Origin of the sequence: Pseudomonas tensinigenes, from assembly GCF_014268445.2 — a bacterium.
Taxonomy (GTDB): Bacteria; Pseudomonadota; Gammaproteobacteria; order Pseudomonadales; family Pseudomonadaceae; genus Aquipseudomonas; species Aquipseudomonas tensinigenes.
The window spans coordinates 6,055,448-6,072,430 of the sequence record NZ_CP077089.1 but is presented as its reverse complement, the minus strand read 5'-3'; the positions used below and the strand labels follow the sequence as shown (position 1 = coordinate 6,072,430).

General features: G+C 60.5%; 16 protein-coding genes. 6 read left to right on the top strand and 10 right to left on the bottom strand.

Features of this window, described 5'->3' with window-relative positions; all coding sequences use genetic code 11:
* Window positions 1-97: 97 nt before the first annotated feature.
* From HU718_RS26955 to exaC, 7 genes are all read right to left on the bottom strand, one after another.
* Window positions 98-910: a M90 family metallopeptidase gene (locus HU718_RS26955; RefSeq protein WP_186614110.1), complete on the bottom strand. Its 813-nt coding sequence runs from the start codon at window positions 908-910 to the stop codon at window positions 98-100.
* Between the two features lie 4 nt (window positions 911-914).
* Entirely contained in the window at window positions 915-1,565 is a 651-nt protein-coding gene (locus tag HU718_RS26950) for a DedA family protein (RefSeq protein ID WP_007910892.1), read from the bottom strand.
* A gap of 229 nt (window positions 1,566-1,794) precedes the next feature.
* Window positions 1,795-2,256: a GNAT family N-acetyltransferase gene (locus HU718_RS26945; RefSeq protein WP_007910890.1), complete on the bottom strand. Its 462-nt coding sequence runs from the start codon at window positions 2,254-2,256 to the stop codon at window positions 1,795-1,797.
* Between the two features lie 115 nt (window positions 2,257-2,371).
* Window positions 2,372-3,205, bottom strand: a complete 834-nt coding sequence (gene eutC / locus HU718_RS26940) for an ethanolamine ammonia-lyase subunit EutC (RefSeq protein WP_437180866.1) — start codon at window positions 3,203-3,205, stop codon at window positions 2,372-2,374.
* Window positions 3,202-4,596 (bottom strand): ethanolamine ammonia-lyase subunit EutB, encoded by a 1,395-nt coding sequence (locus tag HU718_RS26935; protein WP_095122112.1) that lies wholly within the window; start codon window positions 4,594-4,596, stop codon window positions 3,202-3,204. The genes eutC and HU718_RS26935 overlap by 4 nt, the downstream gene beginning before the upstream one ends.
* A gap of 52 nt (window positions 4,597-4,648) precedes the next feature.
* Entirely contained in the window at window positions 4,649-6,100 is a 1,452-nt protein-coding gene (eat, locus tag HU718_RS26930; RefSeq protein WP_007910884.1) for an ethanolamine permease, read from the bottom strand.
* A 214-nt stretch (window positions 6,101-6,314) separates the two neighbouring features.
* Window positions 6,315-7,835: an acetaldehyde dehydrogenase ExaC gene (exaC, locus tag HU718_RS26925; protein WP_016984137.1), complete on the bottom strand. Its 1,521-nt coding sequence runs from the start codon at window positions 7,833-7,835 to the stop codon at window positions 6,315-6,317.
* Window positions 7,836-8,136: 301 nt separating this feature from the next.
* Between exaC and HU718_RS26920 the strand changes: the two genes are divergently transcribed.
* The 4 genes from HU718_RS26920 (at window position 8,137) to HU718_RS26905 (ending at window position 12,652) form a co-directional block, all read left to right on the top strand.
* Window positions 8,137-10,050 (top strand): sigma-54-dependent Fis family transcriptional regulator, encoded by a 1,914-nt coding sequence (locus tag HU718_RS26920; RefSeq protein WP_186614106.1) that lies wholly within the window; start codon window positions 8,137-8,139, stop codon window positions 10,048-10,050.
* 346 nt (window positions 10,051-10,396) lie between these two features.
* Window positions 10,397-11,746 (top strand): UDP-N-acetylmuramate:L-alanyl-gamma-D-glutamyl-meso-diaminopimelate ligase, encoded by a 1,350-nt coding sequence (gene mpl / locus HU718_RS26915; protein WP_095122106.1) that lies wholly within the window; start codon window positions 10,397-10,399, stop codon window positions 11,744-11,746.
* Window positions 11,743-12,375 (top strand): flavin prenyltransferase UbiX, encoded by a 633-nt coding sequence (gene ubiX / locus HU718_RS26910; protein WP_095122104.1) that lies wholly within the window; start codon window positions 11,743-11,745, stop codon window positions 12,373-12,375. Before mpl ends, ubiX begins: the two co-directional genes overlap by 4 nt.
* Window positions 12,368-12,652: a YceK/YidQ family lipoprotein gene (locus tag HU718_RS26905; RefSeq protein ID WP_095048791.1), complete on the top strand. Its 285-nt coding sequence runs from the start codon at window positions 12,368-12,370 to the stop codon at window positions 12,650-12,652. The genes ubiX and HU718_RS26905 overlap by 8 nt, the downstream gene beginning before the upstream one ends.
* Window positions 12,653-12,735: 83 nt before the next feature.
* Here HU718_RS26905 and HU718_RS26900 read toward each other — a convergent pair whose 3' ends face one another.
* From HU718_RS26900 to HU718_RS26890, 3 genes are all read right to left on the bottom strand, one after another.
* Entirely contained in the window at window positions 12,736-13,377 is a 642-nt protein-coding gene (locus HU718_RS26900; protein ID WP_134177796.1) for an oxidoreductase, read from the bottom strand.
* 27 nt (window positions 13,378-13,404) lie between these two features.
* Window positions 13,405-15,132, bottom strand: coding sequence for a C13 family peptidase (locus tag HU718_RS26895; protein WP_186614104.1), 1,728 nt, complete (start codon window positions 15,130-15,132; stop codon window positions 13,405-13,407).
* A 112-nt stretch (window positions 15,133-15,244) separates the two neighbouring features.
* Complete coding sequence (locus tag HU718_RS26890; protein WP_007909575.1) at window positions 15,245-15,700, bottom strand: MaoC family dehydratase; 456 nt, start codon at window positions 15,698-15,700, stop codon at window positions 15,245-15,247.
* A 194-nt stretch (window positions 15,701-15,894) separates the two neighbouring features.
* Between HU718_RS26890 and HU718_RS26885 the strand changes: the two genes are divergently transcribed.
* The gene (locus tag HU718_RS26885; protein ID WP_102899886.1) at window positions 15,895-16,257 is read left to right on the top strand and encodes a CidA/LrgA family protein; all 363 of its coding nucleotides are present in this window, start codon (window positions 15,895-15,897) and stop codon (window positions 16,255-16,257) included.
* On the top strand, window positions 16,257-16,973 hold the full coding sequence (locus HU718_RS26880; RefSeq protein ID WP_034153757.1) for an LrgB family protein: 717 nt from the start codon (window positions 16,257-16,259) through the stop codon (window positions 16,971-16,973). Before HU718_RS26885 ends, HU718_RS26880 begins: the two co-directional genes overlap by 1 nt.
* Window positions 16,974-16,983 lie beyond the last annotated feature (10 nt).

Sequence of the window (16,983 nt, the reverse complement as noted above, 5' to 3'; positions counted from 1 at the left end):
TAGTTGACCAAAAACACTTGGCCGGATTGACCAAAAAGTGGCGGCGATTATAGGCATATTCTGCCGTCGACGCCATGTACCGAAAGTCGTGCAGAGCTTAGTCGTGCGCCTGATAGACCGGGTCTGTGGCCTGAAGTTGCCGCAACCGGCTCAACGGATCCTGACGGTAGAAAAGCTGTAACTGCGCATACACCTGTGGATAAGCCTCATGCAGCAGATCCGGGGCGCTGAAGAAATACTCGCTGGTGACCGCAAAGAACTCCGCCGGGTTCTCGGCGGCGTAGGGATCGATGGCGGTTTCGGCGTCCGGGTCATGGTCGAGCTGGCGGTTGAGGTCGTCGTAGGCGTGTTGCATCACCTCGGCCCAGTCGCTGACGCGCATGTCGGTGTGCAGCGGCGGCAGGCCGTTGGCGTCGCCGTTGAGCATGTCGAGTTTATGCGCCAGTTCGTGGATCACCAGGTTATAGCCTTCCCAGCCACCACTGGCCATGACGCCGGGCCAGGCGAGGATGATCGGCCCCTGCTGCCAGGCTTCGCCGCTGTGTTCGCCGTCCCACTCATGCTCGACACCGCTGGCGTCGCGATGACGTTGCGGGCTGAGAAAGTCGTCGGGGTAGAGCACGATCTCGTGGAAACCCTGATACCAATTCAGATCGCCGAGGTGCAGCAGCGGCAATTGCGCCTGGGCGGCGAGCAACAGGCGTTGTTCCTGATGCAGTTCGACGCCGGGCAGGGCGCTCAAGTGTTTGTCGTCGAGGAACAGCACGCAGGCTTCGCGCAGCCACTGATCTTCGGCAGCGCTGATGCCATCAAGAAAACTCAATTGATGGCGCACCCGTTGCCACATGTCGTCGGCAATCGGGTACTTCGCCAGAATGCGCCGGCGACGCCAGGCGCTCAGCGACCACATCGGCTTAGTGCGATTGCGCTTTGGTGCCGCCGAAACGGCTGCGAACCACACCGAGGATCATCGGCACCAGCGACAACAGAATGATCGCCACTACCAACAACGACAGGTTTTTCTTGATGAACGGTACGTTGCCGAAGAAGTAGCCCAGCGTGACCAGACCGCCGACCCAGAGGATGGTGCCCAGCACGCTGAAACCGAAGAAGCGCGGGTATGGCATCTTCGCTACGCCGGCGACGAACGGCGCAAAGGTACGGATGATCGGCAGGAAGCGCGCCAGCGTTACGGTCTTGCCGCCGTGTTTGTCATAGAAATCGTGGGTTTTTTGCAGGTAATCGCGACGGAAGATTTTCGAGTTCGGGTTGCTGAACAGTTTTTCTCCGGCCGTTCGTCCGATCACGTAGTTGGTGCTGTCGCCCAGGATGGCCGCGAGCATCAGCAGTCCGCCCAACAGCACCGGATCCATGCCGCCGCCAGCGGCAACTGCACCGGCGATGAACAACAGTGAATCACCCGGCAGGAAAGGCATCACGACCAGACCGGTTTCACAGAAAATCACCAGAAACAGGATGGCGTAGATCCATGGCCCATAGTTGTTCACCAGCAAATCGAGGTAAACGTCGAGATGCAGGATAAGGTCGAGCGGGTTGAAATCCATGGAGGCACCTGTATGGCGGCCCGACTCGGCAGGCCTGTGCGGATGACTTCGTGTAAGCCTACAGCGGGGTGTAGTTTTTCTTACAAGCCGGAAAGATCGGGATTATACGGTCTGAGGGATGAAAAGCGTGTTGGTTTTGTAGCGAGGGATGTCGAGGTGTGAACAATTGTCAGGAAGCAGCCAGCATGTCTGAGGGAGCAGGCTCCCCCATCACACGTTGCGTTTGTAATCAAAGCTCTTCGCTGATCGGCAACACATAGTTCTTGAACTCGGTGTCTTCCTTGAACCCGATGGATTCGTAGGTTTTCTGCGCGACTTCATTGTTGCTGCTGGTGGAGACGCGCATGCGCACGGCCTGGGTTTCCTTGGCCATTTTCTTCGCGGTACGGATCAGGTTGTCGGCGACCAGTTGCCGGCGGGCGTCTTCAGCGACATAGATATCGTTGAGGATCCAAACGCGCTTGAGCGACAACGAGGAGAAGCTCGGATAGAGCTGACAAAAGCCCATCAGCTTCTTGTCGTCATCATCGGCCAGGGCCAGGTAGATCACCGATTCCTTGCGGCGCAGGCGTTTTTCGAGGAACGCGCGGGAGGAATCCGGGTAAGGCAGGGAACCGTAGAACTCGCGATATTTGACGAACAATGGGGTCAGCAAATCCAGATGTTCGAGGGTCGCTTGAATAATCCGCATGATAGGTCTCGTCTTCAAGTGGCTGTCTTCAACTGCTCTGACGGCGATGGGAAACCCTGGCGGCCGTGCATCGATCCTGCCTGAAACCGGCGCAGAAAGGCAATGCGGAAACGGTTCAGGTTGTGGGCGGATCGAGTAGGAAATTGCCTTTCATATCTACACCGGCGTCCGATTCCAGCGTCTGAACCTGTGCTTCGTCCTTCAGGTTGACCCCCGACAACTGCCGCCGACAGGCTTCGCGCATCAGATAAAGCAAGCGGTGCGCCGCCATGCCGTAGCTCAAACCTTCGAGCCGCACATTGGAAATGCAGTTGCGGTAGGCATCGGTCAGGCCGACCTTTGGATTGTAGGTGAAATATAAACCGAGGCTGTCCGGCGAACTGAGGCCCGGGCGCTCGCCGATCAGCATTACCAGCATTTTTGCGCCGAGCAACTGGCCGATTTCATCACCGACGGCAACGCGTCCCTGTTCCACCAGAACCACGGGCGCCATCGACCAGCCGTCAGCGCTCATTTGCTCTTCCAGCCGATTGAGAAACGGCAACGTATGCCGATGCACCGCCAACGCCGAAAGGCCATCGGCCACGACAATCGCCAGATCGACACCGCCGGGATGCGCCGCCGCGTAATCACGCAAGGCCTGCGCCGATTCATCGCTGAGCTTGCGGCCCAGATCCGGACGTTGCAGATAGCTGTTTCGATCTACGGCGGCACTGTGCAGCAGCAGGCTTTCGCGCCCGCGCTCACCGAGTTGCGCGCTGAGGCCAGCGTGATCGAACGGCAAGTGCACGGCATCGCGTGCCTGCGCGTGGGCAAACTGGAAATCCAGTTGCGCGCTGGTCGGCAGGCTGGTGCCGGTGCGGCCGAGAGCGATGCGCGCCGGGGTCAGGCGGCGCAGTTCCAGCCACGGGTTCTGCGGGTCCACAGGCGGTTTTTCCATGTGACTCATCCCAGTTGCGCCAATGCCTGGCGGAAGGCCGGCGGCAAGTTGTTGCCAAAGCGAACCTTGCCGTCCGCTTGGGTGAAGATGCCCATGTTCGCCAGCCATTGCTCGAACTCCGGCGCCGGTTTCAGGCCCAGGGTCTGCCGGGCGTAGAGCGCGTCGTGGAATGAAGTGGTCTGGTAGTTGAGCATGATGTCGTCGGAGCCGGGGATTCCCATGATGAAGTTGATCCCGGCGACACCGAGCAGCGTTAGCAGGGTGTCCATGTCGTCCTGATCGGCTTCGGCATGGTTGGTGTAGCAGATGTCGCAGCCCATCGGCACACCGAGCAATTTGCCGCAGAAGTGGTCTTCGAGGCCGGCGCGGATGATCTGTTTGCCGTTGTACAGGTACTCCGGGCCGATAAATCCTACGACGGTGTTCACCAAAAACGGCTTGAAATGTCGCGCCACGGCGTAGGCCCGCGTCTCGCAGGTCTGTTGGTCGACACCGTGGTGGGCGTTGGCCGACAGCGCGCTGCCTTGACCTGTTTCGAAATACATCAGGTTCTGCCCGAGGGTGCCGCGATTCAGGCTCAGGCCGGCGTCGTAGCCTTCCTGCAACACGTTCAGGTTGATACCGAAACTGGCATTGGCCGCTTCGGTGCCGGCAATCGACTGGAACACCAGATCCAGCGGCACGCCACGATTGATCGCCTCGATAGAGGTGGTGACGTGAGTCAGTACGCAGGCCTGGGTCGGGATGTCGTAGCGCTGGATGATCGCGTCGAGCATTTCCAGCATCGCGCAGATTGAGGCGATGCTGTCGGTGGCCGGGTTGATGCCGATCATCGCGTCGCCATTGCCGTAGAGCAGACCGTCGAGAATGCTCGCGGCGATGCCGGAAGGTTCGTCGGTCGGGTGATTGGGTTGCAGGCGCGTGGAGAGACGCCCGCGCAGGCCGAGGGTGCCGCGAAACTTGGTCACCACGCGAATCTTTTGCGCTACCAGCACCAGATCCTGCACGCGCATGATCTTTGATACCGCCGCGACCATTTCTGGTGTCAGGCCGGGGGCGAGGTTGCGCAGGCTGGTTTCATCGGCGGCGTCGCTGAGCAGCCAGTCGCGGAAACCGCCCACGGTGAGGTGGCTGACCACGGTGAAAGCTTGCTTGTCGTGGGTGTCGATGATCAGCCGGGTGACTTCATCGGACTCGTAAGGAATCAGCGCTTCCTGCAGGAAATGCGTAAGCGGAATGTCGGCCAGCGCCATTTGCGCAGCCACGCGCTCGCCGTCATTAAGCGCGGCGACGCCAGCGAGGAAGTCCCCGGAGCGTGCCGGGCTGGCCTTGGCCATGACGTCCTTGAGGCTGTCGAAGCGATAGGTCTGGGCGCCGACCGTGTGAGCGAAACTGGCCATACACAATTCTCCGTGACGGCGCAGACCGAGCCTGCGCCGGGATTGTCGGCACTCAGTGCAAGGCTTGCTCAGCCTTCTGGATCGCCGCGAATTCTTCTTCCGGCGTGCCTGCTACCAAGTGATGTCGACTGTAGAACGCAAAGTAAGCAATTAACACTCCATAGATGACGGCGGCACCGATTACCACCCGTGGATCGACCAGGAAGCCTGCGACCACGGCGATGCACGCCAGCACCAAGGCCACGCCGGAGGTGAAGATGCCGCCCGGTGTGCGGTACGGCCGGTCCATTTTGGGGCGGCGAATCCGCAAGGTGATGTGCGCGGCCATCATCAGCACATAGGAAATGGTTGCGCCGAACACCGCCACCAGAATCAGCAGATCGCCTTGGCCGGTCAGCGACAGGCCGAAACCGATGATGCCGGGAATCACCAGCGCCAGGACCGGTGCCTTGCTTTTATTGGTTTCGGACAGTTTGCGTGGCAGGTAGCCGGCCCGTGACAGCGCGAAAATCTGCCGCGAATACGCGTAGATAATCGAGAAGAAACTCGCGATCAGTCCGGCCAGCCCTACGAGGTTGACGAAACTGCCCATCCAGGTCGAGCCGCCATAGGCTTTGCTCAAGGCTTCGACCAACGGGTTGCCGGAGGTCAGCAGCGAGTTGGCACCCGCACCGCCTGGACCGACGATCAGAATCAGCAGGGCAAACATGAGCAGCACCAACATGGCGCCGATCAAGCCACGCGGCAGGTCGCGTTTGGGATTCTTGGTTTCCTCGGCGGCCAGCGGCACGCCTTCGACGGCAAGGAAGAACCAGATCGCATAGGGAATCGCCGCCCAGACGCCGACATAGCCGAATGGCAGAAATGGACTGGCACCCGCCGCGGCAGTGACCGGAATGTCGAGCAGGTTGGCGACGTCGAAGTGCGGCACCATCGCCACCAGAAACACCCCCAGCGCCAGCGCGGCGACGGCGGTGATGACAAACATCAGCTTGAGCGCTTCGCCGACCCCGAAAATGTGGATGGCAATGAAGATGATGTAGAAGGCCAGATAGATCATCCAGCCGCCGATGCCGAACAGCGATTCGCAGTAGGCACCGATGAACACCGCGATAGCCGCAGGGGCAATGGCGTATTCGATGAGAATCGCGGTGCCGGTGAGAAACCCGCCCCACGGCCCGAATGCACTGCGGGCAAAACCGTAGCCCCCACCAGCGGTGGGGATCATCGAAGACAACTCGGCCAGAGAAAAGCACATGCACAGGTACATGGTGGCCATCAGCAGCGTCGCCAGGAACATGCCGCCCCAGCCACCCTGAGCGAGGCCGAAGTTCCAGCCGGCATAGTCACCGGAAATCACGTAGGCAACGCCCAGACCCACCAGCAGTACCCAGCCGGCGGCACCTTTTTTCAGTTCGCGTTGTTGAAAGTAATCCGATCCGACTTTTTCAAAGTCGACGGAGGCGCCGGTCGCCGGAGCGCCAGCCGGGGATTCGCTAGGCATAGGTTTCACCGTTCTTATTGTTTTATTGGCCCGATTGTTCCGTCAGGAACCATGGGGTTGAAAGGCACACCGCTTTCGCGAGCAGGCTCGCTGCCACATTAGAGTTGTGTCGAGTCGAACATTGCAGGTGCACGCAATTCCCTGTGGGAGCGAGCCTGCTCGCGAAAGCTATCTGAGGGGCGATGCAGAAACGACGGCCTCGCCCCTCATCCGCTTAGAAGAAGCCCAACGGATTGATGTCGTAGCTCACCAGCAGGTTTTTCGTCTGCTGATAGTGATCGAGCATCATCTTGTGGGTTTCACGCCCAACGCCGGACTTCTTGTAGCCACCAAACGCGGCATGCGCCGGATACAGGTGGTAGCAGTTGGTCCACACGCGACCGGCCTTGATCGCGCGGCCCATGCGATAGGCGCGGTTGATGTCGCGAGTCCACAGGCCGGCGCCGAGGCCGAACTCGGTGTCGTTGGCGATCGCCAGGGCTTCGGCTTCGTCTTTGAACGTGGTGATGCTCACCACCGGGCCGAAGATTTCTTCCTGGAACACGCGCATCTTGTTGGTGCCCTTGAGCAGGGTCGGCTGGATGTAATAGCCGGTCGACAGGTTGCCCTCGAGTTTCTCCACTTTGCCGCCAGTCAGCAGTTCGGCGCCTTCGCCCTTGGCAATTTCCAGGTACGAAAGAATCTTGTCGAATTGCTGCTCGGACGCCTGGGCGCCAACCATGGTGTCGGTGTCCAGTGGATCGCCACGTTTGATTTGCAGGACTTTCTTCATCACGACGGCCATGAACTCGTCGTAGATCGATTCCTGCACCAGTGCACGGGATGGGCAGGTGCAGACTTCGCCCTGGTTGAAGAACGCCAGCACCAGACCTTCAGCGGCCTTCTCAATGAAGGTCGGCTCGGCCTGCATGATGTCTTCGAAGAAGATATTCGGCGATTTGCCGCCCAGTTCCACAGTGGACGGAATGATGTTTTCGGCGGCGCATTTCATGATGTGCGAGCCGACCGGGGTCGAGCCGGTGAAAGCGATTTTGGCGATGCGTTTGCTGGTCGCCAGCGCTTCGCCGGCTTCCTTGCCATAGCCCTGAACAATGTTCAGCACGCCCGGTGGCAGCAGGTCGCCGATCAGTTCCAGCAACACGGTAATGCCCAGCGGGGTTTGCTCGGCAGGCTTGAGCACCACGCAGTTACCGGCAGCCAGCGCCGGTGCGAGTTTCCACGCGGCCATCAGGATCGGGAAGTTCCACGGGATGATCTGGCCGACCACGCCCAGCGGTTCGTGAATGTGATAGGCCACGGTGTTGCCGTCGATTTCGGCAGCGCTGCCTTCCTGGGCGCGCAGGCAGCCAGCGAAGTAGCGGAAATGGTCGGCGGCCAGCGGGATGTCGGCGTTGAGGGTTTCGCGGATGGCCTTGCCGTTGTCCCAGGTTTCGGTGATCGCCAGCAGTTCGAGGTTCTGTTCGATGCGGTCGGCGATTTTCAGCAGGATCAGCGAGCGCGCCTGCACGGACGTCGCGCCCCACGCGTCGGCAGCAGCGTGGGCGGCGTCCAGTGCCTTGTCGATGTCTTCGGCAGTGGAGCGGGGGAATTCGGCAATCGGCTGGCCATTCACTGGCGAGGTGTTGGTGAAGTACTGACCTTTGACAGGCGCGACGAACTCGCCGCCGATGTAGTTACCGTATTTGGCTTTGAACGAGACTTTGGCGCCTTCAGTACCGGGGTGAGCGTAACGCATGATGATGTTCTCCTTGGCTTTGTACTTATTAGAGAAACGCGCAAGTGCGCTTGCTTTAAGCGTAGAGCAAAGGTCGGGCCACTGCCGTGCAGGGCAGGTAAATCAAGGGCTTGGGTGGTTTGTCTCGGACGAGCGGATGGCGTCTGTGACGGTTTCGGTACAGGTGGGGTGACAGTTTGTACCGCTTTCGGCACAGCTGATGACCGGGCAGTCTTGCCAGCATTGCAATGCGTCGGTGGCTGGAGGATGCTGGGCGTCACCTCAGCATTGGGCCGTCGAGCCTCGGGGAGAACAATAAGAAATGCACGACAACCATTTGAGCCGCCATGCGCAGCAGGTTCTCACCGCTACTCAGGGCAAACCGCACCTGCACGGGCCCGGTGCCGATCCGTCGATTGCCCGTTCGTGGCTGCGCTGTCTGGAGGACTACCACCTCGACCCGGCGCTGAGCATGGCGCCGACCGTGCTCGAACACGGGCGCGTTCTCGAAAGCCGCGAACGACTGCAGCAAGTCCTGCAGATCGCTGGCAATGAAATGAGTAGCCTGCATCAACAGCTCTCCGGCGCCGGGCATGCGGTATTGCTGACCGACGCGCGCGGGGTGATCCTCAACTGCGTCACCGCGCCGGCCGAACGCAAGATCTTCGAACGCGCCGGTCTCTGGCTGGGTGCCGACTGGAGCGAAGCCTGCGAAGGCACCAACGGCATCGGCACCTGCCTGGTCGAGCGCCAGGCGCTGACGATTCATCAGGACGAACACTTTCGCGGTCGCCACACAGGGCTGACCTGCTCGGCAAGCCCGGTGTTCGACCCGCACGGCGAACTGCTCGCGGTGCTCGACGTGTCCTCGGCGCGCCACGACGTTTCGCGGCAGAGCCAGTTTCACACCATGGCGCTGGTCAATCTGTCGGCGAAGATGATCGAGAGTTGTTACTTCCTGCGCTGTTTCGATAACCAATGGTTGCTGCGCTTTCATTTGCAGGCCGAGTCCGTCGGACTGTTCAGCGAAGGCTTGCTGGCGTTTGACGGGGAAGGGCGGATCAGTGCGGTCAACCAGAGTGCGCTGAATTTGCTCGGGCATATTCGCGGCGGCCTGCTGGGTAAACCGGTGGAGGCGTTTTTCGATTGTTCACTGGATGAATTGCTTGGCCGCGCGAGTGCCAATGCCAGCGCCAGTTGGCCGTTGCGCACCCGTGACGGGCGACATTTGTTTGCCGTGCTGCGCGGTGAGTCGCGCAAGCCTCTACCTTTTGTATCGACGCCAGTCGTGGCTGAGGCCCCGCGCCTTTCGGGCATATGCCTCGGTGATGAAACGTTGCAGGCAGATTTTCGCAAAGCCCTGCGCGTGTTCGAGCGTGATGTGCCGCTGCTTATCAACGGCGAAACCGGCTCCGGTAAAGAAGCTTTCGCCAAGGCTGTGCACCAGGCCAGTCAACGCTCCGCCAAATCCTTCGTCGCGCTCAACTGCGCGGCCATTCCTGAGAGCCTGATTGAAAGCGAACTGTTCGGCTATCGCGGCGGCAGCTTCACCGGCGCGCGCAAGGACGGCATGCGCGGAAAGCTGCAGCAGGCCGATGGCGGGACGTTGTTCCTCGATGAAATCGGCGACATGCCGCTGGCCTTGCAGACTCGGCTGTTGCGAGTTCTGGAGGATCGTCAGGTGGTGCCGATCGGCGGCGAGCCGGAGTCGGTCAACGTGCGGATCATCAGTGCCACCCACCGCAATCTGCTGGAGCGGGTCGTCGATGGCAGCTTCCGAGAGGATTTGTATTACCGGCTCAACGGTCTGGAAGTGGCGTTGCCAGCGTTGCGCGCACGCAGTGATAAATCGCAGTTGCTGGATTTTCTGCTGGCCGAAGAGGCGGGCGGTGAAGCGATCCTGATCGACGAGCCGGCGCGTCAGGCTTTGCTGGCGTTCAATTGGCCGGGCAATGTGCGGCAGTTGCGCAATGTCCTGCGCACGCTGGCGGCGTTGTGTGATGAGGGGCGGATCGGGCTGGAGGATTTGCCGGTGATGATTCGGCAGGGGCGTCCAGTCCTTCCGCGAGCCGAGTGCTCGGAGCATCCACTGGATGATGCCGAGCGAATTGCACTGCTTAAAACTTTGGAGCAGACGCGGTGGCATATGACGCATACGGCTGAGCAGCTTGGGGTCAGCCGCAATACCCTTTATAGAAAGCTGCGTAAGCATGGGATTGAGCGGCGAGTCAGTTAGAAGGCCCTCACCCTAGCCCTCTCCCAGAGGGAGAGGGGACTGACCGAGTCGCTCTAATGATCTACGCCGACCTGAGCCATACAGCCGAACTCAGGATTTGAAAGCGACCGAGATCGGCTTCTGATCGAAGTGTTTTGGCGACTTACGCCGACCTGAGTTATCGAGTCGAACCCAGGATTAGAAAGCAACGCAGATCGGCTCCCTCTCCCTCTGGGAGAGGGCTGGGGTGAGGGCGGCAGTCTGCAGTCGAGTCGAGATGTAACGGCCCACCCATCCCGCCCCTCACCTAAAGAGTGCGATTTCCCCCTCCCTACGCTAACCTGCGGCCATGTTTACGAGGTCGACTATGCACATTCATATTCTGGGTATCTGCGGGACTTTCATGGGCTCGATGGCGGTGTTGGCCAAAGAGCTGGGCCATCACGTGACCGGCTCCGACGCCAACGTCTATCCACCGATGAGCACACAGCTGGAAGCCCAAGGCATTCAACTGACGCAGGGCTATGACCCGGCGCAGCTCGATCCGGCACCGGATCTGGTGGTGATCGGCAATGCCATGTCGCGCGGCAACCCGGCAGTGGAATATGTCCTGAACAAAGGCCTGCCATACGTCTCCGGCCCGCAATGGCTGGCTGACCATGTGCTGCAAGGTCGCTGGGTCTTGGCGGTGGCTGGCACCCACGGCAAAACCACCACCAGCAGCATGCTCGCCTGGGTCCTGGAACACGCCGGCATGAGTCCGGGCTTCCTGATTGGCGGCGTGCCGCAGAACTTTTCGGTATCGGCACGTCTGGGCGGTACACCGTTCTTCGTGATCGAGGCCGACGAATACGACAGCGCATTCTTCGACAAGCGCTCGAAATTCGTGCACTACCGTCCGCGCACCGCGATCCTCAATAACCTTGAGTTCGATCACGCAGACATCTTCCCGGATCTGCCGGCGATCGAGCGGCAATTCCATCACTTGGTGCGCACCATCCCGAGTGAAGGCCTGGTCATTCATCCAACCACCGAGCCAGCCTTGCAGCGTGTGATCGAAATGGGCTGCTGGACCCCGGTGCAGACCACCGGTGCCGGCGGTCAGTGGCAGGTCAAACTGCTCAGCGAAGATGGCTCAGCGTTCGAAGTGATGTTCGAAGGCGTGTCGCAAGGCACAGTCGAGTGGGAGCTGACCGGTCAGCACAACGTCGCCAACGCCTTGGCTGCCTTGGCGGCTGCGCGCCATGTTGGCGTGGTGCCGTCGATGGGCATCGCCGGGTTGAGTGCGTTCAAGAACGTCAAACGCCGCATGGAGAAAGTCGCCGAAGTCCGCGGCATTACCATTTACGACGACTTCGCCCACCACCCGACTGCCATCGCCACCACCCTCGACGGTTTGCGCAAACGCATCGGCGACGCACCGCTGATCGCGATCATCGAACCACGCTCCAACTCGATGAAGCTCGGTGCCCACCGTGACGGTTTGCCGGACAGCGTGGTCGATGCCGATCAGGTGATCTGGTACGCCCCGGCCAACCTTGGCTGGGACCTCGCCGGCACCGCCGCGCTGTGCACGGTGCCGTCGATTGTCAGCGATTCGCTGGAGGGCATCATTGAACGCGTGAAGAGCCAGGCCCAGCCCGGCACGCACGTGGTGATCATGAGCAACGGCGGCTTCGGCGGCCTGCACGGCAAACTCGCCGAGGCGCTGGTATGAACAATGGCCCCGAACGCATCACGCTGGCGATGACCGGCGCGTCCGGCGCGCAATACGGTCTACGTCTGCTCGATTGTCTGGTGCGGGAAGATCGCGAAGTGCACTTCCTGATCTCTAAGGCTGCGCAACTGGTCATGGCGACCGAGACCGATGTCACGCTGCCGCCCAAGCCGCAAATGATGCAGGCCTTCCTGACCGAATACACCGGGGCTGCCGCTGGGCAGATCCGCGTGTACGGCAAGGAAGACTGGATGTCGCCGGTGGCCTCGGGTTCCGGCGCTCCCGCGGCGATGGTGGTAGTGCCGTGTTCAACCGGGACGTTGTCGGCGATTGCCACGGGCGCCTGCAACAACCTGATCGAACGCGCTGCTGATGTGACGTTGAAGGAGCGCCGCCAGTTGATTCTGGTGCCGCGTGAAGCGCCGTATTCGAGCATTCATCTGGAGCACATGCTCAAACTGTCGAACATGGGCGTGACGATTCTGCCGGCCTCGCCGGGTTTCTATCATCAGCCGCAGACCATCGATGACCTGATCGATTTCGTCGTGGCGCGGATTCTCAATTTGCTGGGTATTCCCCAGGACATGTTGCCGCGTTGGGGTGAGCATCATCTGAGCAGCGATGAATAAGCTGCTGGCGATTGGGCTGGTGTTGTTGCTGACCGGGTGTGCCACGGCGCGCACGCTGGATGCGGCCAAACCGGGGGCACCGGTGGTGTACTCCGGGACGCGGCTGGATTTGTATGCATTGAATGGCGGGTGCTGCGCGATGGATCGGTTCGGGGCTGAGGCGCCAAGTTATCCGGGGGTGGACCTGCCGGCGAGTGCGTTGCTCGATACGCTGTTGCTGCCGTTGTCATTGCTGACGGTGATCGGCGTGAGTTTTCAGGCGACTGGTGGATTGTGAAAAGCAAAAGATCGCAGCCTTCGGCAGCTCCTACATGGGGTTCGACTTGATCCTGTAGGAGCTGCCGAAGGCTGCGATCTTTTTCATTTGCCGAGCTTGCGCAAATCATCCGACTCGATCACCCGTACCCCGTCCTGCTCTTCCAGCGCCAGGCGCCACATCGCCCGCGCCAAATGGCAAGCTTCGATGCCACGGTATTTACCTGGAATCAGCTTCGACAACGGTCCGGCGAGCTGCTCGGCCAGACGCGGTTCTGTCCGTTCACCCAACAACAGTGAAGGCCGGCAAATGGTCAGTTGTGGCCAGTCCTGCGCACGCAGTGCCTGCTCCATTTCACCCTTGACCCGATTGTAGAAAACCGACGACTTCGGATCGGCGCCAATCGCGCTGATCACAATCAGATGCCGCGCGCCCATCTCCCGCGCGCGTTTGGCGAACGCCACGACCATGTCCAGATCCACCGCGCGAAACGCCGCTTCTGAACCGGCCTGCTTGATCGTGGTGCCGAGGCAGCAATAGGCGATATCGACCCGGCCGCTGAGTTGCGGCAGAAACACCTGCGGGTCGCCGACGGGGTTTTCCAGGTGCGGATGTTCGGCCAAGGGGCGACGGGAAGGGGCGAGCACGCGAGAAATCGTTGGCTCGTTGAGCAAACGGTCGAGTAGATGTTCACCGGTCAAACCGGTGGCTCCGGCAAGCAATACGTGCTGAGGCGTCAAGTACATAGTGTCTCTCCCTTGATACTGTTCAGCTTAGTTGCTCTTTATCGCTCCGTCGTTCAATGCAGCACTTTGCAAAGCTTTTCTTGCTTGCTGTTTGCGCAGCAGTTGCCAGTGCGCCAGCACGGTTTTCGGCGCCCAGATCTGCGGCTCCGAGGCTTCGAAACTGTCCGCCAGTTCCCGTTCGGCGACGGTGGCCTTGGCCAGTTTGAAGGCTTGCTCCAGATCATCGGTCTGGTTCAGCGCCTGGGCGAACAGGGCGTCGCCGAAATAGGTGAAGTTGGCTTCTTCCGAACAGCCGAAGGACACCCGATCGGCGCGCGAGGCGGTCATGATCAGCGTGCGTTCGTCTTTCAGCGCCGGGATAAAGCCGCCGGAGTAGCACGACGAAATCACGATGATTTTGTCGCGGTTTTTCAGCGGTGCCAGCACGGCAGCGAGTTCGTCGGCAGGCAGGTCGGCCAGCTCCATGCGCGGTTGGTCGAGCACCAGTTCATGCTCGGCGGTGCCGTGGCTGGTCAGGTAGATGAACAGCAGATCTTCCGGGCCGCTGCGTTCGGCGAGGGTTTGCGCGGCGCGGCGCAGGTTTTCGCGGGTGGCCATCGGCCGGTCGCCGAGGTGATCGCGGTGATTGACCAGACGAATCTGGCCATAGGCGCCGAAGCGCGTGTTGAGCATGTTGGCGACATAATCGGATTCGCGCAGGAACACGCTTTGCTTGCCGTCGCCACCGAGGGTCAGGGTGTACAGCTCGACCGCTGGAGTCGACGCGGGGATGGCGGCCAATGCGTCATCGAGCAACCGGCCCTGAGCCAGCAAACCGAGCTCGAGCGTATCGGGCAGCAACTTGCCGTCAGCATCGCGTACGCGCTGGCCGTTGATCCAGGTGCCACTCATCACGCTGCCATCGGTCAGCACCAGAGTGCCGCGTCCGGCGTAACTGTCGTTGTCAAAGCCGCCGATGTAGAAGCTGCCATCAGGCAGGTTCAAACGACCCTGACCGCTGAAGCGCCAGTCGCTGAACGCGCCGACGTAATGGCTGCCGTCGGCACCGATCAACTCGCCCTTGCCGGTCAGTGCGCCTTCCTTGAACTGACCGAGCCAGACATCGCCGTCGGCGTTTTCGTAGCGGCCCTTGCCATGCAGTTGGTTGTTCTTGAAACCGCCGACGTAGATATCGCCGTCAGCGCTGTTGAAGGTGCCGTTGCCTTCCAGCTGCCCGTTGACGAAATGCCCGGTGAACGAGTTGCCGCTGGCATCGCCGCGCTGGCCCTCACCGTTGGGTTTGCCGTGGGCGAACTGGCCTTGATAGGAGCTGCCATCGTCCATTTCCAGACGACCCAGCCCGGAATATTGGTCAGCCCTGAATTCGCCACGGTAGGTCATGGCGTTTTCTTTCAGGGTGCCTTCGCCTTCGCGGCGTCCCTGTTTGAAGCCGCCGGTGTAGCTGCTGGCGTTGGTGGTCAGGCTGCCCTGACCGTCGAACAGGCCTTGCTGAAACTGTCCGCGATAGACCTCGCCGTTGCTGCCATGCCATTCGCCCTGCCCATGCCACTGGCCCTTGTCGAACTGCCCGGCATACCAACTGCCGTTGGGGTAGTCGACGCGGCCCTGACCTTGCAGCAAGCCATCGACCAGTTCACCGCGATAGCGTCCGCCGTCGGGCAGGCGCGCATCCGGCGGCAACAGCGATTCGCCGTCGCCGCAAGCGGTGAGCATCAGGGTCAAGGCAAGGGGTGCAAGACGAGCAAGTGAGCGCATAGCGGGATCCGGGCAATTAGGCGACCGAGTATGCCGCAGCTATGTGACCTAATGCAGCCGGTAAAACCAGTGTTGACGCGAAACAGCGTGCGCTGCTTCGCATCCGGAACGATCAGACGAAGCAGAGCGACAGTGGCTCGGCGATATAGGCCGGTTTGTCCGAGCCTTCTATCTCCAGTGTCGCGGTGGCTTTGAGCAGCCACTGCCCGGGTTTTTTCTCGGTGACTTCACCCAGATCGACCTTCAGGCGAACCTTGGAATTGACCTTCACTGGCTGAATGAAACGCACGCTGTCCAGACCGTAATTGACCACCATCTTCACGCCCTGCGGCAGGATCAGGATGTCTTCCATCAATTTGGGGATCAGCGACAACGACAGGAAACCGTGGGCAATGGTGCTGCCGAAAGGTGTTTGCGCGGCTTTGACCGGGTCGACGTGAATGAACTGATAATCCCCGGTGGCTTCGGCGAACAGGTTGATGCGTTCCTGATCGATGGTGAGCCATTCGGAACGTCCGAGTTCCTTGCCGACATAATCTTTGAGCTCTGCAACGGGAACATAGGGCATTGAGACTCTCCTTGGGTTCATCGGTTTTATAGTTTTTCAGGTGGGGGGATTTGACCTCCCTGCGAACCACTGTAGATCATCATGGCGATTTGCTCCGGTCAACCGACCATGCTTTTGGCGAATGCCGGTCCATAGCGCAGGCGTGCTTATAATGCGGGCGACTTGCACAGTGGAAAGTAAGACGGAGATGTCGGATGTTGCTACGTGGCCTGACCATGCTGGTGCTGTTCCAATTGCTCGGTACGGCGCTCAATCATTTGCTGTTGCCGGTACTGCCGGGGCCGATCATCGGTCTGCTGCTGTTGCTGGTCTTTCTGATCATTCGCGGTGAAGTCGGCGAACCGCTGAATCTCGCGGCCGGTAGCCTGCTGCGTTATCTGCCGTTGTTGTTGGTGCCGCCGGCGGTGGGCGTGATGGTTTATGCGAGCGACATTGCCGCGGATTTCTGGGCGATTGTCGGCGCGCTGGTGCTGTCGTTGATCCTGTCGATGGCTTTTGCCGGGGTGCTGATGCAGCGTCTGGTCAAGCGCCACGCACCTGCGTCGGAGGAGTCCTGATGCTTTTCGACTGGCAGGGCGCCTGGGCTTCGGTCATTCATCATCCGCTGTTCGGCATCGGTATCACCCTCGGTGCCTATCAACTGGTGCTGGCGGCGTTCGAGAAAACCCGCTGGATCTTTCTGCAACCGGTGCTGGTCTCCATGCTGTTGGTGATCGGCGTGCTGGTCGGCTGCGGCCTGACCTACGCCGAGTACCGCAAGAGCACCGAGATTCTCAGCATTCTGCTGGGCCCGGCGACGGTGGCGCTGGCCGTGCCGCTGTATCTCAACCTGCGACGTATTCGGCAATTGTTCTGGCCGATTTTTACTACGCTGGTGATAGGCGGTGTCGTGGCCACGGGCATGGGCGTGGCGCTGGGCTGGTGGTTCGGTGCCGAGCACATGATCCTGATGACCATGGCGCCGAAGTCGGTGACCTCGCCGATTGCCATGTTGGTGGCCGAGCAGATCGGTGGTGTTGCGGCACTGGCCGCTGTGTTCGTATTGATCACCGGGGTGATTGGCGCGATTTTTGGTCCGACGCTGTTGAACCGCCTCGGTGTGCACAGCCCGGAAGCGCGCGGAATGGCGCTTGGCATGACCGCTCACGCGGTCGGCACGGCAGTGGCCATGCAGGAAAGTGATGAGTGCGGTGCCTTTGCGGCGCTGGCGATGAGTTTGATGGGCGTGGCCACGGCGGTGTTCCTGCCGTTGGCGGTGTCGATGGTGGTGTAAGGAAATGTCT

Bases quoted from the DNA above. Each gene is read 5' to 3' on its own strand.
- HU718_RS26955 (WP_186614110.1), bottom strand. From the start codon at position 910: ATGTGGTCGCTGAGCGCCTGGCGTCGCCGGCGCATTCTGGCGAAGTAC.
- HU718_RS26950 (WP_007910892.1), bottom strand. From the start codon at position 1,565: ATGGATTTCAACCCGCTCGACCTTATCCTGCATCTCGACGTTTACCTC.
- HU718_RS26945 (WP_007910890.1), bottom strand. From the start codon at position 2,256: ATGCGGATTATTCAAGCGACCCTCGAACATCTGGATTTGCTGACCCCA.
- eutC (WP_437180866.1), bottom strand. From the start codon at position 3,205: ATGAGTCACATGGAAAAACCGCCTGTGGACCCGCAGAACCCGTGGCTG.
- HU718_RS26935 (WP_095122112.1), bottom strand. From the start codon at position 4,596: ATGGCCAGTTTCGCTCACACGGTCGGCGCCCAGACCTATCGCTTCGAC.
- eat (WP_007910884.1), bottom strand. From the start codon at position 6,100: ATGCCTAGCGAATCCCCGGCTGGCGCTCCGGCGACCGGCGCCTCCGTC.
- exaC (WP_016984137.1), bottom strand. From the start codon at position 7,835: ATGCGTTACGCTCACCCCGGTACTGAAGGCGCCAAAGTCTCGTTCAAA.
- HU718_RS26920 (WP_186614106.1), top strand. From the start codon at position 8,137: ATGCACGACAACCATTTGAGCCGCCATGCGCAGCAGGTTCTCACCGCT.
- mpl (WP_095122106.1), top strand. From the start codon at position 10,397: ATGCACATTCATATTCTGGGTATCTGCGGGACTTTCATGGGCTCGATG.
- ubiX (WP_095122104.1), top strand. From the start codon at position 11,743: ATGAACAATGGCCCCGAACGCATCACGCTGGCGATGACCGGCGCGTCC.
- HU718_RS26905 (WP_095048791.1), top strand. From the start codon at position 12,368: ATGAATAAGCTGCTGGCGATTGGGCTGGTGTTGTTGCTGACCGGGTGT.
- HU718_RS26900 (WP_134177796.1), bottom strand. From the start codon at position 13,377: ATGTACTTGACGCCTCAGCACGTATTGCTTGCCGGAGCCACCGGTTTG.
- HU718_RS26895 (WP_186614104.1), bottom strand. From the start codon at position 15,132: ATGCGCTCACTTGCTCGTCTTGCACCCCTTGCCTTGACCCTGATGCTC.
- HU718_RS26890 (WP_007909575.1), bottom strand. From the start codon at position 15,700: ATGCCCTATGTTCCCGTTGCAGAGCTCAAAGATTATGTCGGCAAGGAA.
- HU718_RS26885 (WP_102899886.1), top strand. From the start codon at position 15,895: ATGTTGCTACGTGGCCTGACCATGCTGGTGCTGTTCCAATTGCTCGGT.
- HU718_RS26880 (WP_034153757.1), top strand. From the start codon at position 16,257: ATGCTTTTCGACTGGCAGGGCGCCTGGGCTTCGGTCATTCATCATCCG.